We start from the raw sequence: 16,090 nt of genomic DNA on the forward strand, positions 1-16,090 counted from the left end.
GGCGGGGGCGCTCGTCGTGACCGAGGGGCGCCTGCGCAGTGGCGGGGTGGTGGACGTGCACTGCGCCGGCGGACGCGTGACGACGCTGGCGCCGCCCGGAGAGGTCACCCCGCCGCCGGGCGCCGTCGTGGTGCACGCGGACGGCGGGCTGGTGACGGAGCCGTTCGTCGACGCACACCTGCACCTGGACAAGGTCCGCACGCTCCCGCTGATCGGCGACGCCGCGCTCGAGGCTTACACGGCTGACGGCATGGCCGACTCCGCTCGTGGCATCGACCTCGCCCGGGCGGTCAAGGCGCACTACGCGGAGGAGACCCTCCTGCCGTCGATCCGGGAGGCGCTGGCGGACGGCGAGCGCAACGGGGTGCTGCACGTGCAGGCGTTCGCCGACGTCGACACCGCGGCAGGTCTGATCGGCGTCCGGGCGGTGCTCGCCGCCCGTGACGAGTTCCGGGGCCGGGTCGACGTCTCCGTGGTCGCGTTCCCCCAGGACGGCGTGCTGCGTGACCCGGGTGCCGCGGAGCTGGTCGCGGAGGCCATGGCCCTGGGGGCCGACGTCGTGGGCGGCATCCCCTGGATCGAGGCGACCACGGCCGACCAGGAGGCGCACGTCGAGTGGTCGTGTTCGCTGGCCGCCCGGCTCGGGCGGCGGGTCGCCATGCTCACCGACGACGCACCCGACCCCGGCTTCGACACCACCCGGATGCTCGCCGAGGCGATGCGCCGGCACGGACTGGAGGGTCGCGGCGTCGCCTGCCACGCCCGGGCGGTCGGCCATTACCCGCCCGACCGGCAGACCGCAGTCCTCGAGCTGACCCGCGACGTGGGGCTGGGACTGGTGAGCGACCCGCACACCGGCTCGGTCGCGCTGCCCGTGGAGCGCGCGCTGGCGCTGGGCGTGGCGGTCGCCCTGGGGCAGGACGACATCGAGGATGCGTACTACCCGTTCGGCCGGCACAACCTGCTGGAGGTGGCGTTCCTCGCCGCCCACCTTCTGGACATGCGTTCCGCGCCGCAGCAGGAGGTGCTGGTCGACCTCGTCACGACCTCGGCCGCCCGCGTCCTGGGCCTGTCCGACTACGGGCTGCGGAAGGGCGGCCCGGCGGATCTGCTGGTGCACGCGGCGACCAGGACCGTCGATCTGCTGGCCCGCCATGACCCGCCCCGGGCGGTGATCCGCGGAGGTCGCGTGCTCGGCTGAGATCGGCCGCGGACGACCTCGCTGCGGCGTCCAGGGGCACCTGGGTCCCGGGTCGGTGCTGCGCCGAGACGGTCATCCGGGTCAGACTGCCGGCATGGACGTACTCGTCACCGGTGGAACAGGACGGCTCGGGCAACGGCTCATCGGGCCGCTCCAGGCGGCCGGTCACTCGGTCAAGCAGATGTCGCGCCGGGGAACCGGCCCGGGCGGGGTCCGGGGTGACCTGGCGACCGGGCGGGACCTCGGGTCCGCCGTGGCCGGTGCCGAGGTGATCGTGCACGCGGCCAGCGACCCGCGCGGCGATCCCTGGCAGGTCGACGTCGCGGGTACCCGGCGGCTGGTCGAGGCCGTGGACCGCGACCGGCTGCGGCACCTCGTCTACGTCTCGATCGTCGGCGTGGACCGCATCCCGTACGGCTACTACCGCGCGAAGTTCGCCGCCGAGCAGGTGCTGCTCGCCTCGGGGCTGCCGGTGACGCTGCTGCGCGTCACCCAGTTCCACGACTTCGTCGACCTCCTGCTCGACACGGCCCGGCGTGGACCGGTGCTCCCGGTGCCGATGGGCTGGCGGGTGCAGCCGGTGGACGTGGGCGACGTGGCCGAACACATCGGCACGGTCATCGCCGCACCACCGGCGGGGGACGTCGTCGAGTACGGCGGGCCGGAGGAGCTCTCCGCAGCCGACCTCGCCCGCTCCTGGGTCGCCGCCCGTTCCCCCGGGACGCACGTGGTGGCCACACCGGTGCCGGGGAAGCTGGGGGCCGCCTTCCGGGACGGGGCGGCCTGTCCCACCGGAGGCGCCCGTGGCCGGCGCACCTACGCCGAGCACCTGCGACGGCCCGCGCACTGACCGCCGTGGTCCTGCCAGGAATGGGAACGCGACGGACGATCTGACCTCGCTGTCCGGAAACCGCCGGAGCGATGTCGGTGCCGCCTCCTAGGGTCGGCCCGTGAGCATCGCCGCACCGCCCGTTCCCGAGACCCGCCGCTCCGCCGTTCTCCTCCTGGCCGCCGTCGCGTTCACCATCTTCGCGTGGGCGTCGGCCTTCGTGGCGATCCGCGGTGTGGGGGAGGACTTCTCGCCGGGCGCCCTCGCCCTGGGGCGGCTGCTGATCGGCACGGCGGTCCTCGGGCTGCTCCTGGCGGGGCGCGGCTGGGTGCGCCCCGACCGCCGGGAATGGACCGGTCTGGCCGTGTGCGGGATCGGCTGGTTCGGCATCTACAACGTGGCACTGAACGCCGCCGAGCAGCACCTGGACGCCGGGACGACGGCGATGCTGGTCAACATCGGCCCGATCCTGATCGCGGTCTTCGCCGGCCTGCTGCTGGGCGAGGGGTTCCCGCGCTGGCTGGTCGTGGGCATCGCGGTCGCCTTCGCGGGCGTCGTGATCATCGGGGTGGCTACGCGCGGGGCCGAGACCGACACGGTGGGCGTCGTGCTGTGTGTCGTCGCCGCGCTCACCTATGCGATCGGTGTCGTGTCGCAGAAGCCGCTGCTGCGCCGGCTGCCGGGCCTGCAGGTGACCTTCACCGCGTGCGCGATCGGTGCGGTGTGTCTGCTGCCGTGGTCCGGCGCCCTGGCCGGCGAAATCGTCCGTGCCCCGGCCGGCTCGATCGCCGGCATGGCCTACCTGGGCGTGGTGCCCACCGCGCTGGCCTTCAGCACGTGGGCCTACGCGCTGCGCCGCATGGACGCGGGCAAGCTCGGCGTCACCACCTACGTCGTGCCGCCGCTGGTCATCCTCCTGGGCTGGCTGCTGCTGGACGAGATCCCGCCCGGCCTCGCTCTCGTCGGGGGCGCGGTGTGCCTGGCCGGGGTGGCCTTGTCCCGCCGGAAGGGCCGAGTGCGGCCTCCGGTGCCGGTGCCACAGGAGGCCGGCGCGCCGGTCTGACGGGCCCGCCTGCGGTCAGAGGTAGGCCCGCGGGTCGACGGGGGGTGGCAGCTCGCCGGGCACGATCCGCCGCCCCGAGATGTCGTGCACGATGAGGCGCAGCCAGTTGCCACGGTCGCCCGGCGCCCATGGCTCGACGCCGCTGGCCTCGGTGCGGGCCACGAGCTCCTCGCGGTGGGCCGCGCCGACCTGCTCGGCCTGACCTCGGACCAGCACGCTCCACCCGCTCCGGGTGCGCCGATCCACCTCGTCCACCTGGAACGTGACGTTCGCGTGCTCGGCCGCCTGCAGAATTGTCCCGTCCCCGGTCCGGATCACCAGCGTCGATCCGTCCAGCGCGTAGTTGACGGGCAGGACCAGCGGATAGTGCTCGGCGTTGACCCCGATGCGGCCGATCTCCTGGGTGGCGAGCAATCGGTAGCACTCGTCGGTGGGGATGACCTCCATGGTCGCGTGGGGCCCACCGGTCGCGGCGGTGTCGGACTGGGGACTCGTCATGCGTCCGATTCTGACGAGGGTCGGCCTTGTGCGCACCGTCGGACCGGCGATGAGGTAGGCATGGAGGGCACCCGTTCCGGGCGCGAGAGGACTGGAGGCAGGCGTGGACGAGCAGGACTGGGCGAAGGTGGTGGCCGCGGCCGTCCGGGCCCCCTCGATCCACAACACGCAGCCGTGGCGGTTCACGGCCTCCGTCGACCGCCTCGACGTCTTCCTGGACCCGGAGCGGGCCCTGCCCGTGCTGGACCCGACAGGCCGGCAGCAGGTCATCAGCTGCGGCTGCGCGATCGAGTTCGCGGTCGTCGCGGCCGCCGCCGCGGGCGTGGCCACGGAGATCGATCTGCTGCCCGACGCCGACCCCGACCACCTGGTGACGATCCGCGCGACCGGTTCCGCGCCGGCGTCGGGGGAGGACCGTGCCCTTGCCGAGGCGATCGACCGTCGGCACACCGTGCGTGCCGCCTTCCTGGCTCGCGCGGTTCCGGCCGAGCTCGTCGACCGATTGCGAGCCGAAGCCGGAGCATTCGACACGTGGGTCAAGCCGATCACCCGCTCCGAGGAGGAGGTGGCGACCGTCTTCCTGATCTCCCGGGCGGAGGAGATGGAGCAGAGCGATCCGGCCTACCTCGAGGAGCTCCAGCGCTGGCTGCGCACCGACCCGGCGGCCGTCGACGGCGTCCCCGTGGAGGCCGTGCCCAGCGGCGATCCGCACGCCCGGCCCTCCAACTGGCTCATCCGCGACTTCGTCGTCGCCGAGCGGGAGCAGCACCGCTTCCTCGGGGGCGGGGACCCCGATGCGCCCCCGCCCGACGTGGAGCGGCCGGCCGTCGTGCTCATGGGCACCGACGGCGACGACAGGCGCGCCTGGCTGCAGGCCGGCCGGGCCCTGGGGCGGCTCCTGCTGCACGCGACGGCGGCGGGGCTGGCGGCCTCACCCCTGACCCAGGCCCTGGACTGGCCCGCCACGCGCACCCGGCTGCGTGGGCGACTGTCCCTGGTCGGGCACCCCCAGATGCTCCTCCGGTTGGGCTACCCGTCCGACGCTCCGCCCGGCGCGGTCAGCGGCCGTCGCCCCGTGGCCGAGGTCCTGCGCTTCGTTCCCGGTGCCGACTGACCGGCCGCCCGCCTCAGTCCCTGCGCCGCGCGGGCGGCGCTGCCCACGGGTCGCTCTCGTCCTCGTGGCCGCCGTCGACGGGACGTACCCCGGTGGCGTCGGACTCGCGGCGGCGGGCGGCGGCCTCGAGAGCCTCGTCCCGGCGGCGGTCCTGCTCGGCCCGCCCGGCCCGTTCCAGCTCCCGTTCCTCCCGGCGGGACGGGCGGACGTCGCCTGCCGGCCGCCGGCCGAGCCACCACAGGGCCGCACCCGCCAGCGCCAGGCCGACCGGCAGGACGTAGGCCGCTGCCCGCTCGGTGCCGCCGTCCCCCAGGTAGGAGGTGACACCCGTCAGGAACAGGACCGTGGCGGCCGTGCCGACCAGCCCCAGCAGCGCCAGCGCGCTGCCCAGCGCCTCCGACCGCGGCCGCACGGCGTAGGCCAGTGCGATGAGCCCGAGACCGCCTCCGACGAGGTAGAGCACGGCGCCGATCGCGTGCAGCGTCGCGTTCCCGTCCAACGGGAAGACCCCGACGAGCAGCACGCCGAGTGCCGCCGCGCCGAGCAGCACTGGGACCGCCTGGGCGGCACCCCGGAGCAGGGCCGGCCGGAGCAGGAGCGTCCCGGCGAGGATCAGCGCTCCCTGCAGCACGAAGGAGGCGTTCATCAGCTGGCGCGCGGGCGAGTCGGCGGCGCCGAGCGCGCTGATGACGTCGCCGGCGCGGGAGTAGGGGCCCGCGAAGCGCGACTCCGCGACGGCCTCCACGACGAAGAACTGGAGGGTCAGCAGCCAGGCGCAGGCGCCCCACCGGAGCCGGGTCTGGTTCACGCGACCCATGCTCCCAGGCAGGGTTTCCTCACCCGACCGCGCCGATCCCGTCGAGGACGACGGCGAACTGCGCCGGCGACAGCCACGAGGGGTTGCTCCCCGCCGGCATCCGGAGGACCTCGGCGTCCCGCGCCCGAGGGTCGGCGAGGAGCGCCTCCCGGGCCAGGGGCTCGGCCAGGAGGGTGAGACGGACCGGCACGACCGGCCCGCCCGTTCCGCTCGTGGCAGCGGAAGCGGAACTCGCGCTCTCGCCGTCGGCGTCCTGTGGCCCGGCCGTCAGGAGGCCGACCGCGTGCACACCTGGGTCGGTGCGGCCGCTGAGCCAGAGGAGGCAGGGCTGCCCGGCAGCCATGAGCTCCAGCCGGTAGGAGGGGCGCACGCACCGGGTCATGGTCCGCGTCGTGCCCGGCCGCCATCCGGGAGCGAGCTGCGCCGGCGGCACGGCGCTCTTGAACACCCAGCAGGCGATGTCCGCGGCGGCCAGGCGGGCCACGTCGGTCGGTCGCCTCAGTCGGTGGCGGAGTGCTCCACTCCGCCGGTGGGATCGGCGTCGTCGGATCCCACGGCCTGGCGCTCCTGCTCGGTGCGGCGCTCGAGCACCTCGTCGCTGGGGTGCGGGTCCTTCGCGTGCTGGGTCCGATCGCGGGTCACGCTCTCCTCGGGCTGGATGACGTCGTCGAGGGTGGGGCGGTCGTTCGGGCCGGTCATCGTTGCTCCGTCCGGTGGGGTGATCGTCTCCGCGGAAGGCCATAGCCGCGGCCGACGGTGCCTAATCCCCGGTCAGCGAGGTTCGAGCCGTGCCGCGGGGAGCCAGGTCTCGACCAGCGCCGGCCCGTGCGGTCCCGTCACGGTGTAGGCGACCCGGCCCTGCCAGGCGCCGTCCCGCTGCCGCCACTCGACCAGGAGGCCCGGCCAGATCCCCGGCGCGTCCGGCGGGTCCCGCACCCAGCAGTGCCGGCCCTCTCCGCCGGTACCGGCCGGCGCGTATCCGCTGCGCGCGGGTCCCGGGCCCAGCGGGTCCGGGGCTGCCGTCGGCCGGGGATCGTCACCGCGGACGCCGGAGTTCGCCGCCCGCTCGCCCAGGGAGCGCCCGGATCGTCCTGGGAGCATGCCGCCGGCCATCTGCGCAGTGTGGCACGACGTTCGCACACACGTTCGATCCGCTGTCTCGCGACCGGCGGCGCGGGCGTGTCGCCGGCGGCGTCCGCTGGTCAGCCGCCGGCGACCCCGTCCGCCAGCGTCCGGGCGACCCGCTGGAGCAGCGGGTGTGCCGGCAGGTCCTCCACCGGGACGGGCAGCGGCAGCGACCAGTTCGGCCGGCCCGTGGCGCCGGGCATGTTCGGCCGGCGCACCTCGCCGAGGGCGTCGTCGAGGGTCGCCGAGAGCAGCGTCGACGGCGCCCGGGCGAGCAGCTCGTGTGCCCGTTCCACCGCGTCCTCGGGGGTGGCGTCCTCGTCCAGGCCGGGAAGGTGCTCGAGCAGCGACGACCGCCCGCGCGCCAGCTCCTCCTCGGTGCCGGTCTTCTGCTCCCGCTGCTCGACCAGGTCGTCCCCGGTCCACAGCCCCGCCACGGTGGGGAGGTCGTGGGTGGTGACCGCCGCCATCGACGTCGCCGGCCACTCCGCCGGGTCGTCGTCCTCGAACCAGAGCAGCCGGTAGGACAGCACGCCGTGCTCCGCCATCGCCTCGCGGACGCCGTCCTCGACCGTGCCGAGGTCCTCGCCCACGACGAGCGCCTCCGCCCGGTGGCTCTCCAGGGCGACGATGTTCAGCAGGTCCTCGGCGGGATAGCGGACGTAGGCGCCGTCGGCGGCGGTCCCGTCGGAGGGAACCCACCACAGCCGGAACAGCCCCATCACGTGGTCGACGCGCAGCCCTCCGGCGCCCGCGATCGTGGCCCGGATCGACTGCACGAAGGGCTCGTAGTCGGCGTCCCGCAGCCGCCAGGGCACCAGCGGTGGCGAGCCCCAGTCCTGGCCCTGGGAGTTGAAGGCGTCCGGCGGAGCGCCGACGCTGACGCCCTCGGCGAGCACCTCCTGCCAGGTCCAGGCATCCGCGCCGCCCCCGGCGACGCCGATCGGCAGGTCCTGGATGACCGTCATCCCGTCCGTGGCGGCGGTGAACTGCAGCTCCAGCGCCCACTGCAGCCAGGCGTGGAACGCCACGACGGCGCCGTGCTGCTCGACGTAGTCCGACAGCGCCGGGCCCTGCGGACGGCGGAGCTCCTCGGGCCAGCTGTGCCAGTCGCCGCCGTGCTCCTCGGCGATGGCGGCCCAGGTGGCCCAGTCCTGCAGCGTCTGCCCCTGCTCCTCCCGCCAGCGGACGAAGGCCTCCCCGCCGCCGTGGGCGAAGAAGATCCGCATCAGCACCTCGCGCTTGCGCGCCCAGATCGCGTCGCGGTCGATCAGCGGACCGTCCGACAGGGCCCGGCCGGCGTCCTCCTCGAGGTCCACCCCGTCGGCACCGGGAACCTCGCTCACCCGGAGGTAGATCGGGTTGCGGAAGCGGCGGGTGGCCGGCAGGTAGGGGCTGGCCTCCTGCCCGGCGGTCGGGGCGACGGCGTGCAGCGGATTGATCAGGACGAAGCCGGCGCCCTGGTCGGCGGCCATCTGCCGGACCGCCCGCAGGTCGGCCAGGTCACCGATGCCCCAGCTCGTCCGGCTCCGCGTGGCGTAGAGCTGCACGGCCCAGCCCCACGCCCGGTAGCCCTCGGGCAGCCAGCAGCGGCCCGGGGAGACGATCAGCCGGCGACGGCGGCCGTCGGCCGAGGAGAGCCAGTGGTACCCGAGCGGGAAGTCGGCCGGCAGCTCGCCGTCGATGTGCCGCACCTCGCCGTCCTCGCAGAGCACCTCGGCCTCGTCGACCTCCAGGGCGTCCCCGGGGCGGGCGACGATCGGCGCCCGCTCCTCGAGGTCGGGCGGTGGCGTGCCGATGACCTCGCGCAGGCGATCGATGGTGGCCTGCGCGACGTGGTGCTCCTTGTCCAGCGCGTCCAGCCAGCTCGCGTCGATGCCCCACTCGTCGGTGGTCGGTGTCGGTGTCACCCGGCGATCCTCGCCGGGACGGGGAAAGCCCGCAGCGTCAGGGTCGCGGCCGGGCCCGCTTCGTGGCGGATGCCACTGCCGGATCCTCCGGCCAGGGGTGCCGGGGGTAGCGACCGCGCAGCTCGCTCCGGACGGCGGGATAGCCGGTGACCCAGAAGCCGGCGAGATCCGCGGTGGTCGCGACGACCCGCTGGGCGGGGGAGAGCAGCTGCAGCCGCAGCGGGCGGCCGGCGACCGTCGGTGCCTGCGCCCAGCCGAACACCTCCTGCACCCGTACCGAGAGCGTCGGGACCGTGGGATCGGTGTAGTCGACCCGGATCCGGGAGCCGGTGGGGACCTCCACCCGCTCGGGGACGACGTCGTCGAGCCGGCCGGCGAGCTGCCACGGGACCAGCGCACGCAGGGCCGCGACGACGTCCAGGCGGGTGAGGTCGGCGCGACCGCGGGCCCTCGACACGTCGATCGCGGCGAGCAGGGCGTCGTCGTCGACGGCCGGCCATGGCTGCCCGAGTCCGGCGGATGCCGCGGCCAGGCGGGCCCGCAGCTGGACTGCCGCCGGTGTCCAGTTCAGCAGCCCGAGCCCCTCGAGACGCAGCCCCTCGGCCAGGGCGGCGGCCACCTCGCCCGGGTCCGGGTCGGGGAGCGGTCGCTCGACCAGCACGATCGCGCCCAGCCGCTGCACGTGCGCGCTGTGGACGTCGCCGTTCCGCCACGTCACCTCGCCGCGCTCCCTGAGCAGCGCGGTCCCCGCCTCCAGCGCGGTCGCCTCGTCGATCGCGACGGCCGAACGAACCCGGGCGTCCCGGCGACCGGGGGACCGGTCGGCGACGGCGATCGCCAGCCACGGGGCCCCGGTCAGGGCCGTTCCGGGCACCAGCTCCGCGCCGGTGCCGGCGGCCATCAGGTACGTGCCGCTGCCGCCCGGCCGGCGCCGGGCGAGCCGCTCGGGGTGCGCCAGCCCGACGACGAGGCCGGCGGCGGTGTCGTCGGGGACGGCGGGCGGGACGGCGTCGTCGACCGCACGCTCCAGCCGGGTCACCTCGTCGCGCCAGCGGGCGGTGGCACCCCGGTCCGCGCCGCCGCGCAGGCTCCGCCAGGTTGCGGCGAGGTCGTCGCCGCGGAAGGCCGTGTCCCCGGAGAGGAGCGCGACGACCTCGGCCGCCCGGCGCCGGCCGACCAGCGGCGCGCCGTCGAGCAGCGCCCGGGCGAGCCGCGGGTGCACCCCGACCGCGGTCAGCGCCCGTCCCCGCGGAGTCGCGCGGCCGTCGTCGTCCACGGCGCCGAGGCTCCGCAGGGTCTGCTCGGCGACGAGCAGGGCCGCCGGTGGGGGATCGTCGAGGAGCGGCAGGCCGTGGCCGCCGGGCGCACCCCAGCAGGCCAGCTCGAGCGCGAAGGCGGTGAGGTCGGCGGTGGCGACCTCCGGCTCGTCGTGCGGGGGGAGCCGGTCGTGCTCCGCCGAGGTCCAGCAGCGGTAGACGGCACCCGGCCCCTCCCGGCCGGCCCGGCCGGCCCGTTGCGTGACCGCCGCCCGCGACGCCCGCACGGTCGCCAGCGATCCCAGCCCCCGGGCCAGGTCCGCGCGCGGGACCCGGGAGAGGCCGGCGTCCACGACGACGCGGACGCCCGGCACGGTCAGGCTGCTCTCCGCGAGCGCCGTGGCCAGCACGACCCGGCGGCGGGGGCCGGCCCGCAGCGCCGCGTCCTGCGCGGCTGCCGGCAGCCGGCCGTGCAGCGGGAGCACGTCGGCATCGACGCCGCTCAGCCGCCCGGCGACGGTGCCGATCTCGCCGGCGCCGGGAAGGAAGACCAGTACGTCGCCGGCCTGCTCGGCCAGCGCCCGGCGGACGGTCCCGGCGACGTGCGTGAGCAGTCGCGGGTCGACCCGGAGCCCGTGCGGTGGGTCGACCGGGGTGGACGGCGGGGCCCAGACGACGTCGACCTCGTGCAGGGCGCCGGTCGCCGTGACGACCGGGGCCGGGCCGCCGTCCCCGCCGAGCAGTGCGGCCAGCCGCTGCGCCTGGGCGGTCGCCGACATGGCGAGCAGCTGCAGGTCCGGGCGGAGCGTGGCGCGGACGTCGAGGCAGAAGGCGACCGCGAGGTCGGTGTCCAGGTGCCGTTCGTGGCACTCGTCGAGGACGACGGCGGCCACGCCCGGCAGCTCCGGGTCGGCCTGCAGCCGGCGGACGAGCAGGCCGGTGGTGACCACCTCGACGCGGGTCCCGGCGCTGCGCCGGCTGTCCCCGCGGACGCTGTAGCCGACCCGTCCGCCGATGGTCTCACCCAGTAGCGCCGCCATGCGGCGAGCGGCGGCACGGGCGGCCACCCGGCGCGGTTCGGCGACGACGATCCGGCCCGGCAGGGCGCCGGCCAGCGCGAGCGGGACGAGCGTCGTCTTGCCGGTACCGGGCGGCGCCATCAGCACGGCCGTTCCACCGGAGGAGAGCGCGTCGGACAGCTCGGGCAGCGCGGAGCGGACCGGCAGGTCGGTCCCCGGCGTCCCGGGCGGTGGCAGCACGGCACCCAGTCTCGCGTGCGGCACATTCACCGCCCTCGTGCCGCTGCGCGACCATGGCTCCGTGACCCTCTCTGCGGCCGTGCTCTCCTTCGCCGTCGTGGCCATGGCCCTGACCGTGACGCCGGGGCTGGACACGGCGCTCGTCCTCCGGGCAGCGCTCACCCGGAGCCGCCGCGTGGCCACGGCCACCGCCGGCGGGATCGTGGCAGGCCTGTTCGTGTGGGGTGCGGCCGCCGCCGTCGGGGTCTCCGCGCTCCTGACGGCGTCCGAGCCGGCCTACGACGTGCTGCGCTACGCCGGTGCGGCCTACCTCGTGGGGTTCGGTGTCCGGCTGCTCGTCCGGGCGCTGCGCCCCGGGCCGGCCGGCGTCGGTGCGGAGGGCCTGGCCGGCAGCTCGGCGTGGCGGGCGGCGCGGACCGGCCTGACCACCAACCTGCTCAACCCCAAGGTCGGCGTCTTCTACGCCGCGTTGCTGCCGCAGTTCCTGCCGGCCGGCAGCGATCCGCTGCTCGTCGGGCTGCTCCTCGCCGGCGTGCACGCCGGGCTGTCCGTGGTCTGGTTCGCGCTGCTCGTCGGACTGGCCTCGGTACTCGGCCGGTGGCTGCGGCGGCCGGCCACCGTGCGGGCCGTCGACGGGGTCACCGGCGCCACGCTCGTGGGCTTCGGCGTCCGGCTCGCGACCTCGGCGCGCTGACCCGGGCGACCCCTACGTCGGCCGGCGACGGGGCAGGTCACCTGGCCGCGCTCTGCCGACCCCGGTAGGCATGACGGATGCCGGTGATCGGATTCCACAACTCGCACGAGCAGGTCCACCCCGCCGAGCTGCTGAAAGCGGTCCGGCACGCCGAGGAGGTGGGCTTCACCGCGGCGATGAGCTCGGACCACTTCTCGCCCTGGAGCGCGCGCCAGGGCCAGTCGGGGTTCGGCTGGTCGTTCCTCGGGGCCGCCCTGGCCACGACGTCGCTGCCGTTCGGCGCGGTCAACGCGCCCGGCCAGCGGTACCACCCGGCGATCATCGCCCAGGCGATCGCCACCCTCGGCGCGATGTTCCCGGGCCGCTTCTGGGTGGCCCTCGGCAGTGGTGAGGCGTCGAACGAGCACATCACGGGGCAAGGGTGGCCGCGCAAAGAGCTGCGCGACGCCCGCCTGCGCGAGTGCGTGGACGTCATCCGGGCGCTGCTGGCGGGGGAGGAGGTCAGCCACGACGGCCTGGTCACCGTCGACCGGGCGCGGATCTGGACGCTGCCCGAGGTGCAGCCGGGCCTGGTCTGCCCGGCGGTGAGCGTGGCGACGGCCCGGAACGGCGCGGAGTGGGCCGACGGCCTGGTGACCGTCAACCAGCCGCACGACAAGCTCCGCGAGATGATCGCCGCCTACCGCGACGCCGGCGGACGCGGGAAGCTCGCCGTCCAGGTGCACATCTCCTGGGACCCCCACCCCGACCGGGCCACGGAGATCGCCTACGACCAGTGGCGGAGCAACGTCTTCCCCCCGCCGGTCTGCTGGGACCTCGACCACGTGGAGGCCTTCGACGCCGCCAGCGAGCGCGTCACTCGGGAGGACGTCGCGGAGGTGGTCAACGTCTCGGCCGACCTCGGGCAGCACACCGCCTGGCTGGCGGAGTACGCCGAGCTGGGCTTCGACGAGATCTACCTGCACCACGTCGGCCAGGAGCAGCGCGCATTCCTCGACGCGTTCGGCGAGCACGTGCTGCCGCAGCTGGGCGTGACGGCCCCCGCGCCGGCGGTGGCGATATGAGGATCACCGACACCTCGGACCTCTGGTGGAAGAACGCCGTCGTCTACTGCCTGGACGTCGAGACGTTCATGGACTGGAACGGCGACGGCATCGGTGACTTCGCCGGCCTCGCCCAGCGGATCGACCACCTGGCCGACCTCGGCGTGACCTGCCTGTGGCTGATGCCCTTCTACCCGACCGCCGAGCGCGACGACGGATACGACATCACCGACTTCTACGGCGTCGACCCGCGGCTGGGCACGCACGGCGACCTGGTCGAGGTCATCCGGACGGCGAACGACCGCGGCATGCGGGTGATCGCCGACCTGGTGGTCAACCACACCTCGCGGAAGCACCCGTGGTTCCGGTCGGCGGAGGCGTCGAAGGACTCTCCGTACCGGGACTTCTACGTGTGGCGGTCCGACCCGCCGCCGGACACGAAGAAGGACGTCGTCTTCCCCGACCAGGAGACCAGCATCTGGACGCTGTCCGAGCCGACGGGGGAGTGGTACCTGCACAAGTTCTACAAGGAGCAGCCCGACCTGAACGTCACCAATCCGCGGGTGCGCGACGAGGTCGCCAAGATCATGGGCTTCTGGCTCCAGGTCGGGCTGGCGGGCTTCCGCGTCGACGCCGTCCCCTTCTTCCTGGAGACGGCCGGCGCGGACGGCGGAGCGCTCCCGGAGCCGCACGAGTACCTGCGCGATCTGCGCGCGCTGCTCGGCCGGCGGTCGGGCAGCGGCGTCCTGCTCGGCGAGGTGAACCTGCCCTACGAGCAGCAGCTGCAGTTCTTCGGCGGCACCGACGGTGACGAGCTGACCATGCAGTTCGACTTCATCGGCATGCAGGCGCTCTACCTGGCACTCGCCCGCGCCGACGCCGGGCCGCTGGCCACCGCGCTGGAGGGCCGGCCGACGCTGAACCCCGACTCGCAGTGGGCCACCTTCGTGCGCAACCACGACGAGCTGACCCTGGACAAGCTGTCCGACGACGAGCGGGCCGAGGTGTTCGCCGCGTTCGGCCCGGAGGAGACCATGCAGGTCTACGGCCGCGGGCTGCGCCGCCGGCTGCCCCCGATGCTGGACGGCGACCCGCGGCGGGTGCGGATGGTCTACAGCCTGCTGTTCTCGCTGCCCGGCACCCCGGTGCTCTTCTACGGCGAGGAGATCGGGATGGGGGAGGACCTCGACGCCGAGGGCCGGCTCGCCGTCCGGACGCCCATGCAGTGGACCTCGGGGCGCAACGGTGGGTTCTCACCGGCGCCGCCGCGCAAGCTCCCCGGGCCGGTGGTGAGCGGCGGTTTCGCCCCCGAGTACGTCAACGTCGCCGCGCAGCGCAACGACCCCGACTCGCTGCTCTCCTTCATGAAGCTGCTGATCCGCCGCTACCGGGAGTCGCCCGAACTGGGCTGGGGCGACTTCCGGGTGCTCGAGCACTCGTGCCCGGAGGTGCTCGCGCACCTCACCACCTGGGACGACGGCTCGCTCGTCGCGCTGCACAACCTCTGTGCGGAACCCCGCACGGTGCCGTTGACGCTGGAGGGATGCGACTCCTCGCACCGGCTGGTCGACCTGCTGCAGTCGGGTGAGGCGTCCGTCTCGGACAAGGGGAAGGTCGAGATCCCGCTGGAGGGTTACGGCTACCGCTGGCTGCGCGTCGTGGCCCAGGACAGCCGCCGGCTGGTCTGAGCGGCCTTCATGGCCACAAAGGCCGGAGGGGGCCGCCTGTCGGTCCCGGGAAGCGTCGGTCGCCGCTCGTAGCGTCGGGCGGTGCGCACCTCCCGGGCGGTTCTCCTGCTCATCTCCGTCCTGATCGCGCTCACCGGCTGCACCTTCGAGTGGCAGGTGGAGGGTCCGGCGGAGCCGGCGCTCACCTCGGTCGGGCAGGGCGACGTCCCCGCCGGCACGTTCGAGCCGTCGGCGGCGTCGGCCGCCCTCGCCGGGCTCGCGGTGGCGGAGAAGACGCCGCTGGAGGGCTACGAGCGCGGTTGCGGCGAGGGTGAGGGGTGCGTCTTCGGGCCCGCCTGGGCCGACGTCGACCGCAACGGCTGCGACCAGCGCAACGACGTCCTGCAGCGGGACCTGACCGACGTGCAGGTGCGGGAGGGCACGCAGGGCTGCGTCGTCGTCGCCGGGGTCCTGGACGACCCGTACACCGGCGCCGTCCTGCCCTTCGCCAAGGCCGAGGCGGCGGAGGTGCCGATCGACCACGTCGTGCCCCTGGCCGCCGCCTGGGTGCAGGGGGCGGCGGCGTGGACGCCGGAGCAGCGTGCGCTCTTCGCCAACGATCTGACCAACCTGATCGCCACCACCCGTGCGGAGAACTCCGCGAAGGGTGACTCGACCGCCGACGAGTGGGTGCCGCCGGACCCCACCTACGGCTGCTCGTACGCCACCGTGGTGATCACGGTCAAGGACCGCTACGCCCTGACCGTGACCCCGCCGGAGGCCGCGGCGCTGGAGGGCCTGCTCGCCACCTGCTGAGTCCGCCGCCTGCTGAGTCCGCCGCCTGCTGAGTCCGGCCGCCTGGTGAGTTCTCGGTCACCTGCGGCACGCCGGGGCGATGTCCCGGGTCCGGGGGCGGGTGGGCCTAGCGTGACGGGTGAGGTGATGAGCAGATGAGCGAACCCAACGGAAGCACGTCCGTCGGCACCGGAACCGCCGAGATCCCGGTCGTCCGCCCCCCGGCGGCGACCGCCCCGGTCGTCCGCCCCCCGGCGGCGACCGCCCCGGCCGGCGACCCGCCGGCGGTTCCGCCCGTCCCGGCGGCCCCTGATGGGGACGCGTCGGCACCCGCTGAGCCCGGCCCCGTACCGGGCCCGCACCCGACCGCGCCCGTGACCGTCCGGCCGGCGCCCCGCATGCCGCGCCGCGGTCCGCTCACGGTGATGGGGCCATGGGCACCGGTCGCCGGTGGGCTGCTGGGCCTGCTGGTCGGCGTGGTCGTCGTGCTGTTCCTGGCCGGCTCGGCCGAGGTCTTCGAGGAGCGCCTCGCCCTCGCGTTCGTGGTCCTGGGCCTCGGGATGCTCGGCACCGCCGGCATCCTGCTGGCCGACGAGGTGCGCATGCTGCGCATGGGCGCTCGCGGGGCCACGGTCCGCCCGGCGTGGGTGGAGGCGACGGCCGGCCTGCTCAACGGGCTGACGCCGGCGCGCCTGCTGCTGCTGGTGAGCGGGTTCGTGCTGTTCCTCGCGGCCTACGTCAGCCGCGGCTGAGCCAGCGCCTCCGTGCGGTGGCGGGTACCGCGTTGCAGCGCGGCACTCGCCACCACACCGCCGTCGC

General features: G+C 75.0%; 16 protein-coding genes. 9 read left to right on the forward strand and 7 right to left on the reverse strand.

All coding sequences use genetic code 11. From position 1 onward, the window contains the following. Positions 1 to 16: 16 nt before the first annotated feature. The 3 genes from E4P39_RS10810 to E4P39_RS10820 all read left to right on the forward strand — a co-directional run bounded on the left by E4P39_RS10810 (position 17) and on the right by E4P39_RS10820 (position 3,093). Complete coding sequence (locus E4P39_RS10810) at positions 17 to 1,201, forward strand: amidohydrolase family protein (protein WP_135136517.1); 1,185 nt, start codon at positions 17 to 19, stop codon at positions 1,199 to 1,201. 94 nt (positions 1,202 to 1,295) lie between these two features. Continuing rightward, a complete protein-coding gene (locus E4P39_RS10815; protein WP_135136518.1) occupies positions 1,296 to 2,051 on the forward strand; it encodes an SDR family oxidoreductase in 756 nt (251 codons plus the stop codon). Between the two features lie 100 nt (positions 2,052 to 2,151). Beyond that, entirely contained in the window at positions 2,152 to 3,093 is a 942-nt protein-coding gene (locus E4P39_RS10820) for a DMT family transporter (protein WP_245159765.1), read from the forward strand. A gap of 15 nt (positions 3,094 to 3,108) precedes the next feature. On the opposite strand, the gene E4P39_RS22315 is transcribed toward E4P39_RS10820, so the two are convergent. Then, the gene (locus tag E4P39_RS22315; RefSeq protein ID WP_167761754.1) at positions 3,109 to 3,591 is read right to left on the reverse strand and encodes a pyridoxamine 5'-phosphate oxidase family protein; all 483 of its coding nucleotides are present in this window, start codon (positions 3,589 to 3,591) and stop codon (positions 3,109 to 3,111) included. 103 nt (positions 3,592 to 3,694) lie between these two features. Here E4P39_RS22315 and E4P39_RS10830 point away from each other — a divergent pair, with 103 nt between their 5' ends. Continuing rightward, the gene (locus tag E4P39_RS10830; protein ID WP_167761756.1) at positions 3,695 to 4,705 is read left to right on the forward strand and encodes a nitroreductase family protein; all 1,011 of its coding nucleotides are present in this window, start codon (positions 3,695 to 3,697) and stop codon (positions 4,703 to 4,705) included. Positions 4,706 to 4,718: 13 nt separating this feature from the next. Here E4P39_RS10830 and E4P39_RS10835 read toward each other — a convergent pair whose 3' ends face one another. The 6 genes from E4P39_RS10835 to hrpB form a co-directional block, all read right to left on the reverse strand. Further along, complete coding sequence (locus E4P39_RS10835) at positions 4,719 to 5,522, reverse strand: DUF998 domain-containing protein (protein ID WP_167761758.1); 804 nt, start codon at positions 5,520 to 5,522, stop codon at positions 4,719 to 4,721. A gap of 19 nt (positions 5,523 to 5,541) precedes the next feature. Next, on the reverse strand, positions 5,542 to 6,006 hold the full coding sequence (locus E4P39_RS10840) for a hypothetical protein (protein WP_135136522.1): 465 nt from the start codon (positions 6,004 to 6,006) through the stop codon (positions 5,542 to 5,544). Positions 6,007 to 6,020: 14 nt separating this feature from the next. Continuing rightward, a complete protein-coding gene (locus E4P39_RS10845) occupies positions 6,021 to 6,221 on the reverse strand; it encodes a hypothetical protein (protein WP_135136523.1) in 201 nt (66 codons plus the stop codon). A 72-nt stretch (positions 6,222 to 6,293) separates the two neighbouring features. Next, entirely contained in the window at positions 6,294 to 6,635 is a 342-nt protein-coding gene (locus tag E4P39_RS10850) for a hypothetical protein (protein ID WP_135136524.1), read from the reverse strand. A gap of 89 nt (positions 6,636 to 6,724) precedes the next feature. Continuing rightward, positions 6,725 to 8,557 carry a 4-alpha-glucanotransferase gene (gene malQ, locus E4P39_RS10855; protein WP_135136525.1) on the reverse strand — a complete coding sequence of 611 codons (1,833 nt, stop codon included), beginning with the start codon at positions 8,555 to 8,557 and terminating at the stop codon, positions 6,725 to 6,727. Between the two features lie 37 nt (positions 8,558 to 8,594). Then, on the reverse strand, positions 8,595 to 11,072 hold the full coding sequence (gene hrpB / locus E4P39_RS10860; RefSeq protein WP_209306476.1) for an ATP-dependent helicase HrpB: 2,478 nt from the start codon (positions 11,070 to 11,072) through the stop codon (positions 8,595 to 8,597). A 61-nt stretch (positions 11,073 to 11,133) separates the two neighbouring features. On the opposite strand from hrpB, the gene E4P39_RS10865 reads away from it, so the two are divergent. The 5 genes from E4P39_RS10865 (at position 11,134) to E4P39_RS10885 (ending at position 16,023) form a co-directional block, all read left to right on the forward strand. Further along, a complete protein-coding gene (locus E4P39_RS10865) occupies positions 11,134 to 11,766 on the forward strand; it encodes a LysE family translocator (RefSeq protein WP_135136527.1) in 633 nt (210 codons plus the stop codon). Between the two features lie 77 nt (positions 11,767 to 11,843). Then, positions 11,844 to 12,830, forward strand: a complete 987-nt coding sequence (locus E4P39_RS10870; protein WP_135136528.1) for a TIGR03885 family FMN-dependent LLM class oxidoreductase — start codon at positions 11,844 to 11,846, stop codon at positions 12,828 to 12,830. Next, positions 12,827 to 14,497 (forward strand): alpha-amylase family protein, encoded by a 1,671-nt coding sequence (locus tag E4P39_RS10875; protein WP_135136529.1) that lies wholly within the window; start codon positions 12,827 to 12,829, stop codon positions 14,495 to 14,497. Before E4P39_RS10870 ends, E4P39_RS10875 begins: the two co-directional genes overlap by 4 nt. Positions 14,498 to 14,578: 81 nt before the next feature. Then, entirely contained in the window at positions 14,579 to 15,292 is a 714-nt protein-coding gene (locus tag E4P39_RS10880; RefSeq protein WP_209306477.1) for an HNH endonuclease family protein, read from the forward strand. 134 nt (positions 15,293 to 15,426) lie between these two features. After that, entirely contained in the window at positions 15,427 to 16,023 is a 597-nt protein-coding gene (locus tag E4P39_RS10885) for a hypothetical protein (protein WP_135136530.1), read from the forward strand. The last annotated feature ends 67 nt before the right edge of the window (positions 16,024 to 16,090 follow it).

Source organism: Blastococcus sp. CT_GayMR19 (assembly GCF_004570385.1).
Lineage (GTDB): Bacteria > Actinomycetota > Actinomycetes > Mycobacteriales > Geodermatophilaceae > Blastococcus_B.

What these genes read in the sequence shown, in the direction of transcription:
- E4P39_RS22315 (WP_167761754.1), bottom strand. Translation starts at nt 3,591, where the DNA reads ATGACGAGTCCCCAGTCCGACACCGCCGCGACCGGTGGGCCCCACGCG.
- E4P39_RS10850 (WP_135136524.1), bottom strand. Translation starts at nt 6,635, where the DNA reads ATGGCCGGCGGCATGCTCCCAGGACGATCCGGGCGCTCCCTGGGCGAG.
- E4P39_RS10885 (WP_135136530.1), top strand. Translation starts at nt 15,427, where the DNA reads ATGAGCGAACCCAACGGAAGCACGTCCGTCGGCACCGGAACCGCCGAG.
- E4P39_RS10870 (WP_135136528.1), top strand. Translation starts at nt 11,844, where the DNA reads ATGCCGGTGATCGGATTCCACAACTCGCACGAGCAGGTCCACCCCGCC.
- E4P39_RS10835 (WP_167761758.1), bottom strand. Translation starts at nt 5,522, where the DNA reads ATGGGTCGCGTGAACCAGACCCGGCTCCGGTGGGGCGCCTGCGCCTGG.
- E4P39_RS10815 (WP_135136518.1), top strand. Translation starts at nt 1,296, where the DNA reads ATGGACGTACTCGTCACCGGTGGAACAGGACGGCTCGGGCAACGGCTC.
- E4P39_RS10845 (WP_135136523.1), bottom strand. Translation starts at nt 6,221, where the DNA reads ATGACCGGCCCGAACGACCGCCCCACCCTCGACGACGTCATCCAGCCC.
- E4P39_RS10875 (WP_135136529.1), top strand. Translation starts at nt 12,827, where the DNA reads ATGAGGATCACCGACACCTCGGACCTCTGGTGGAAGAACGCCGTCGTC.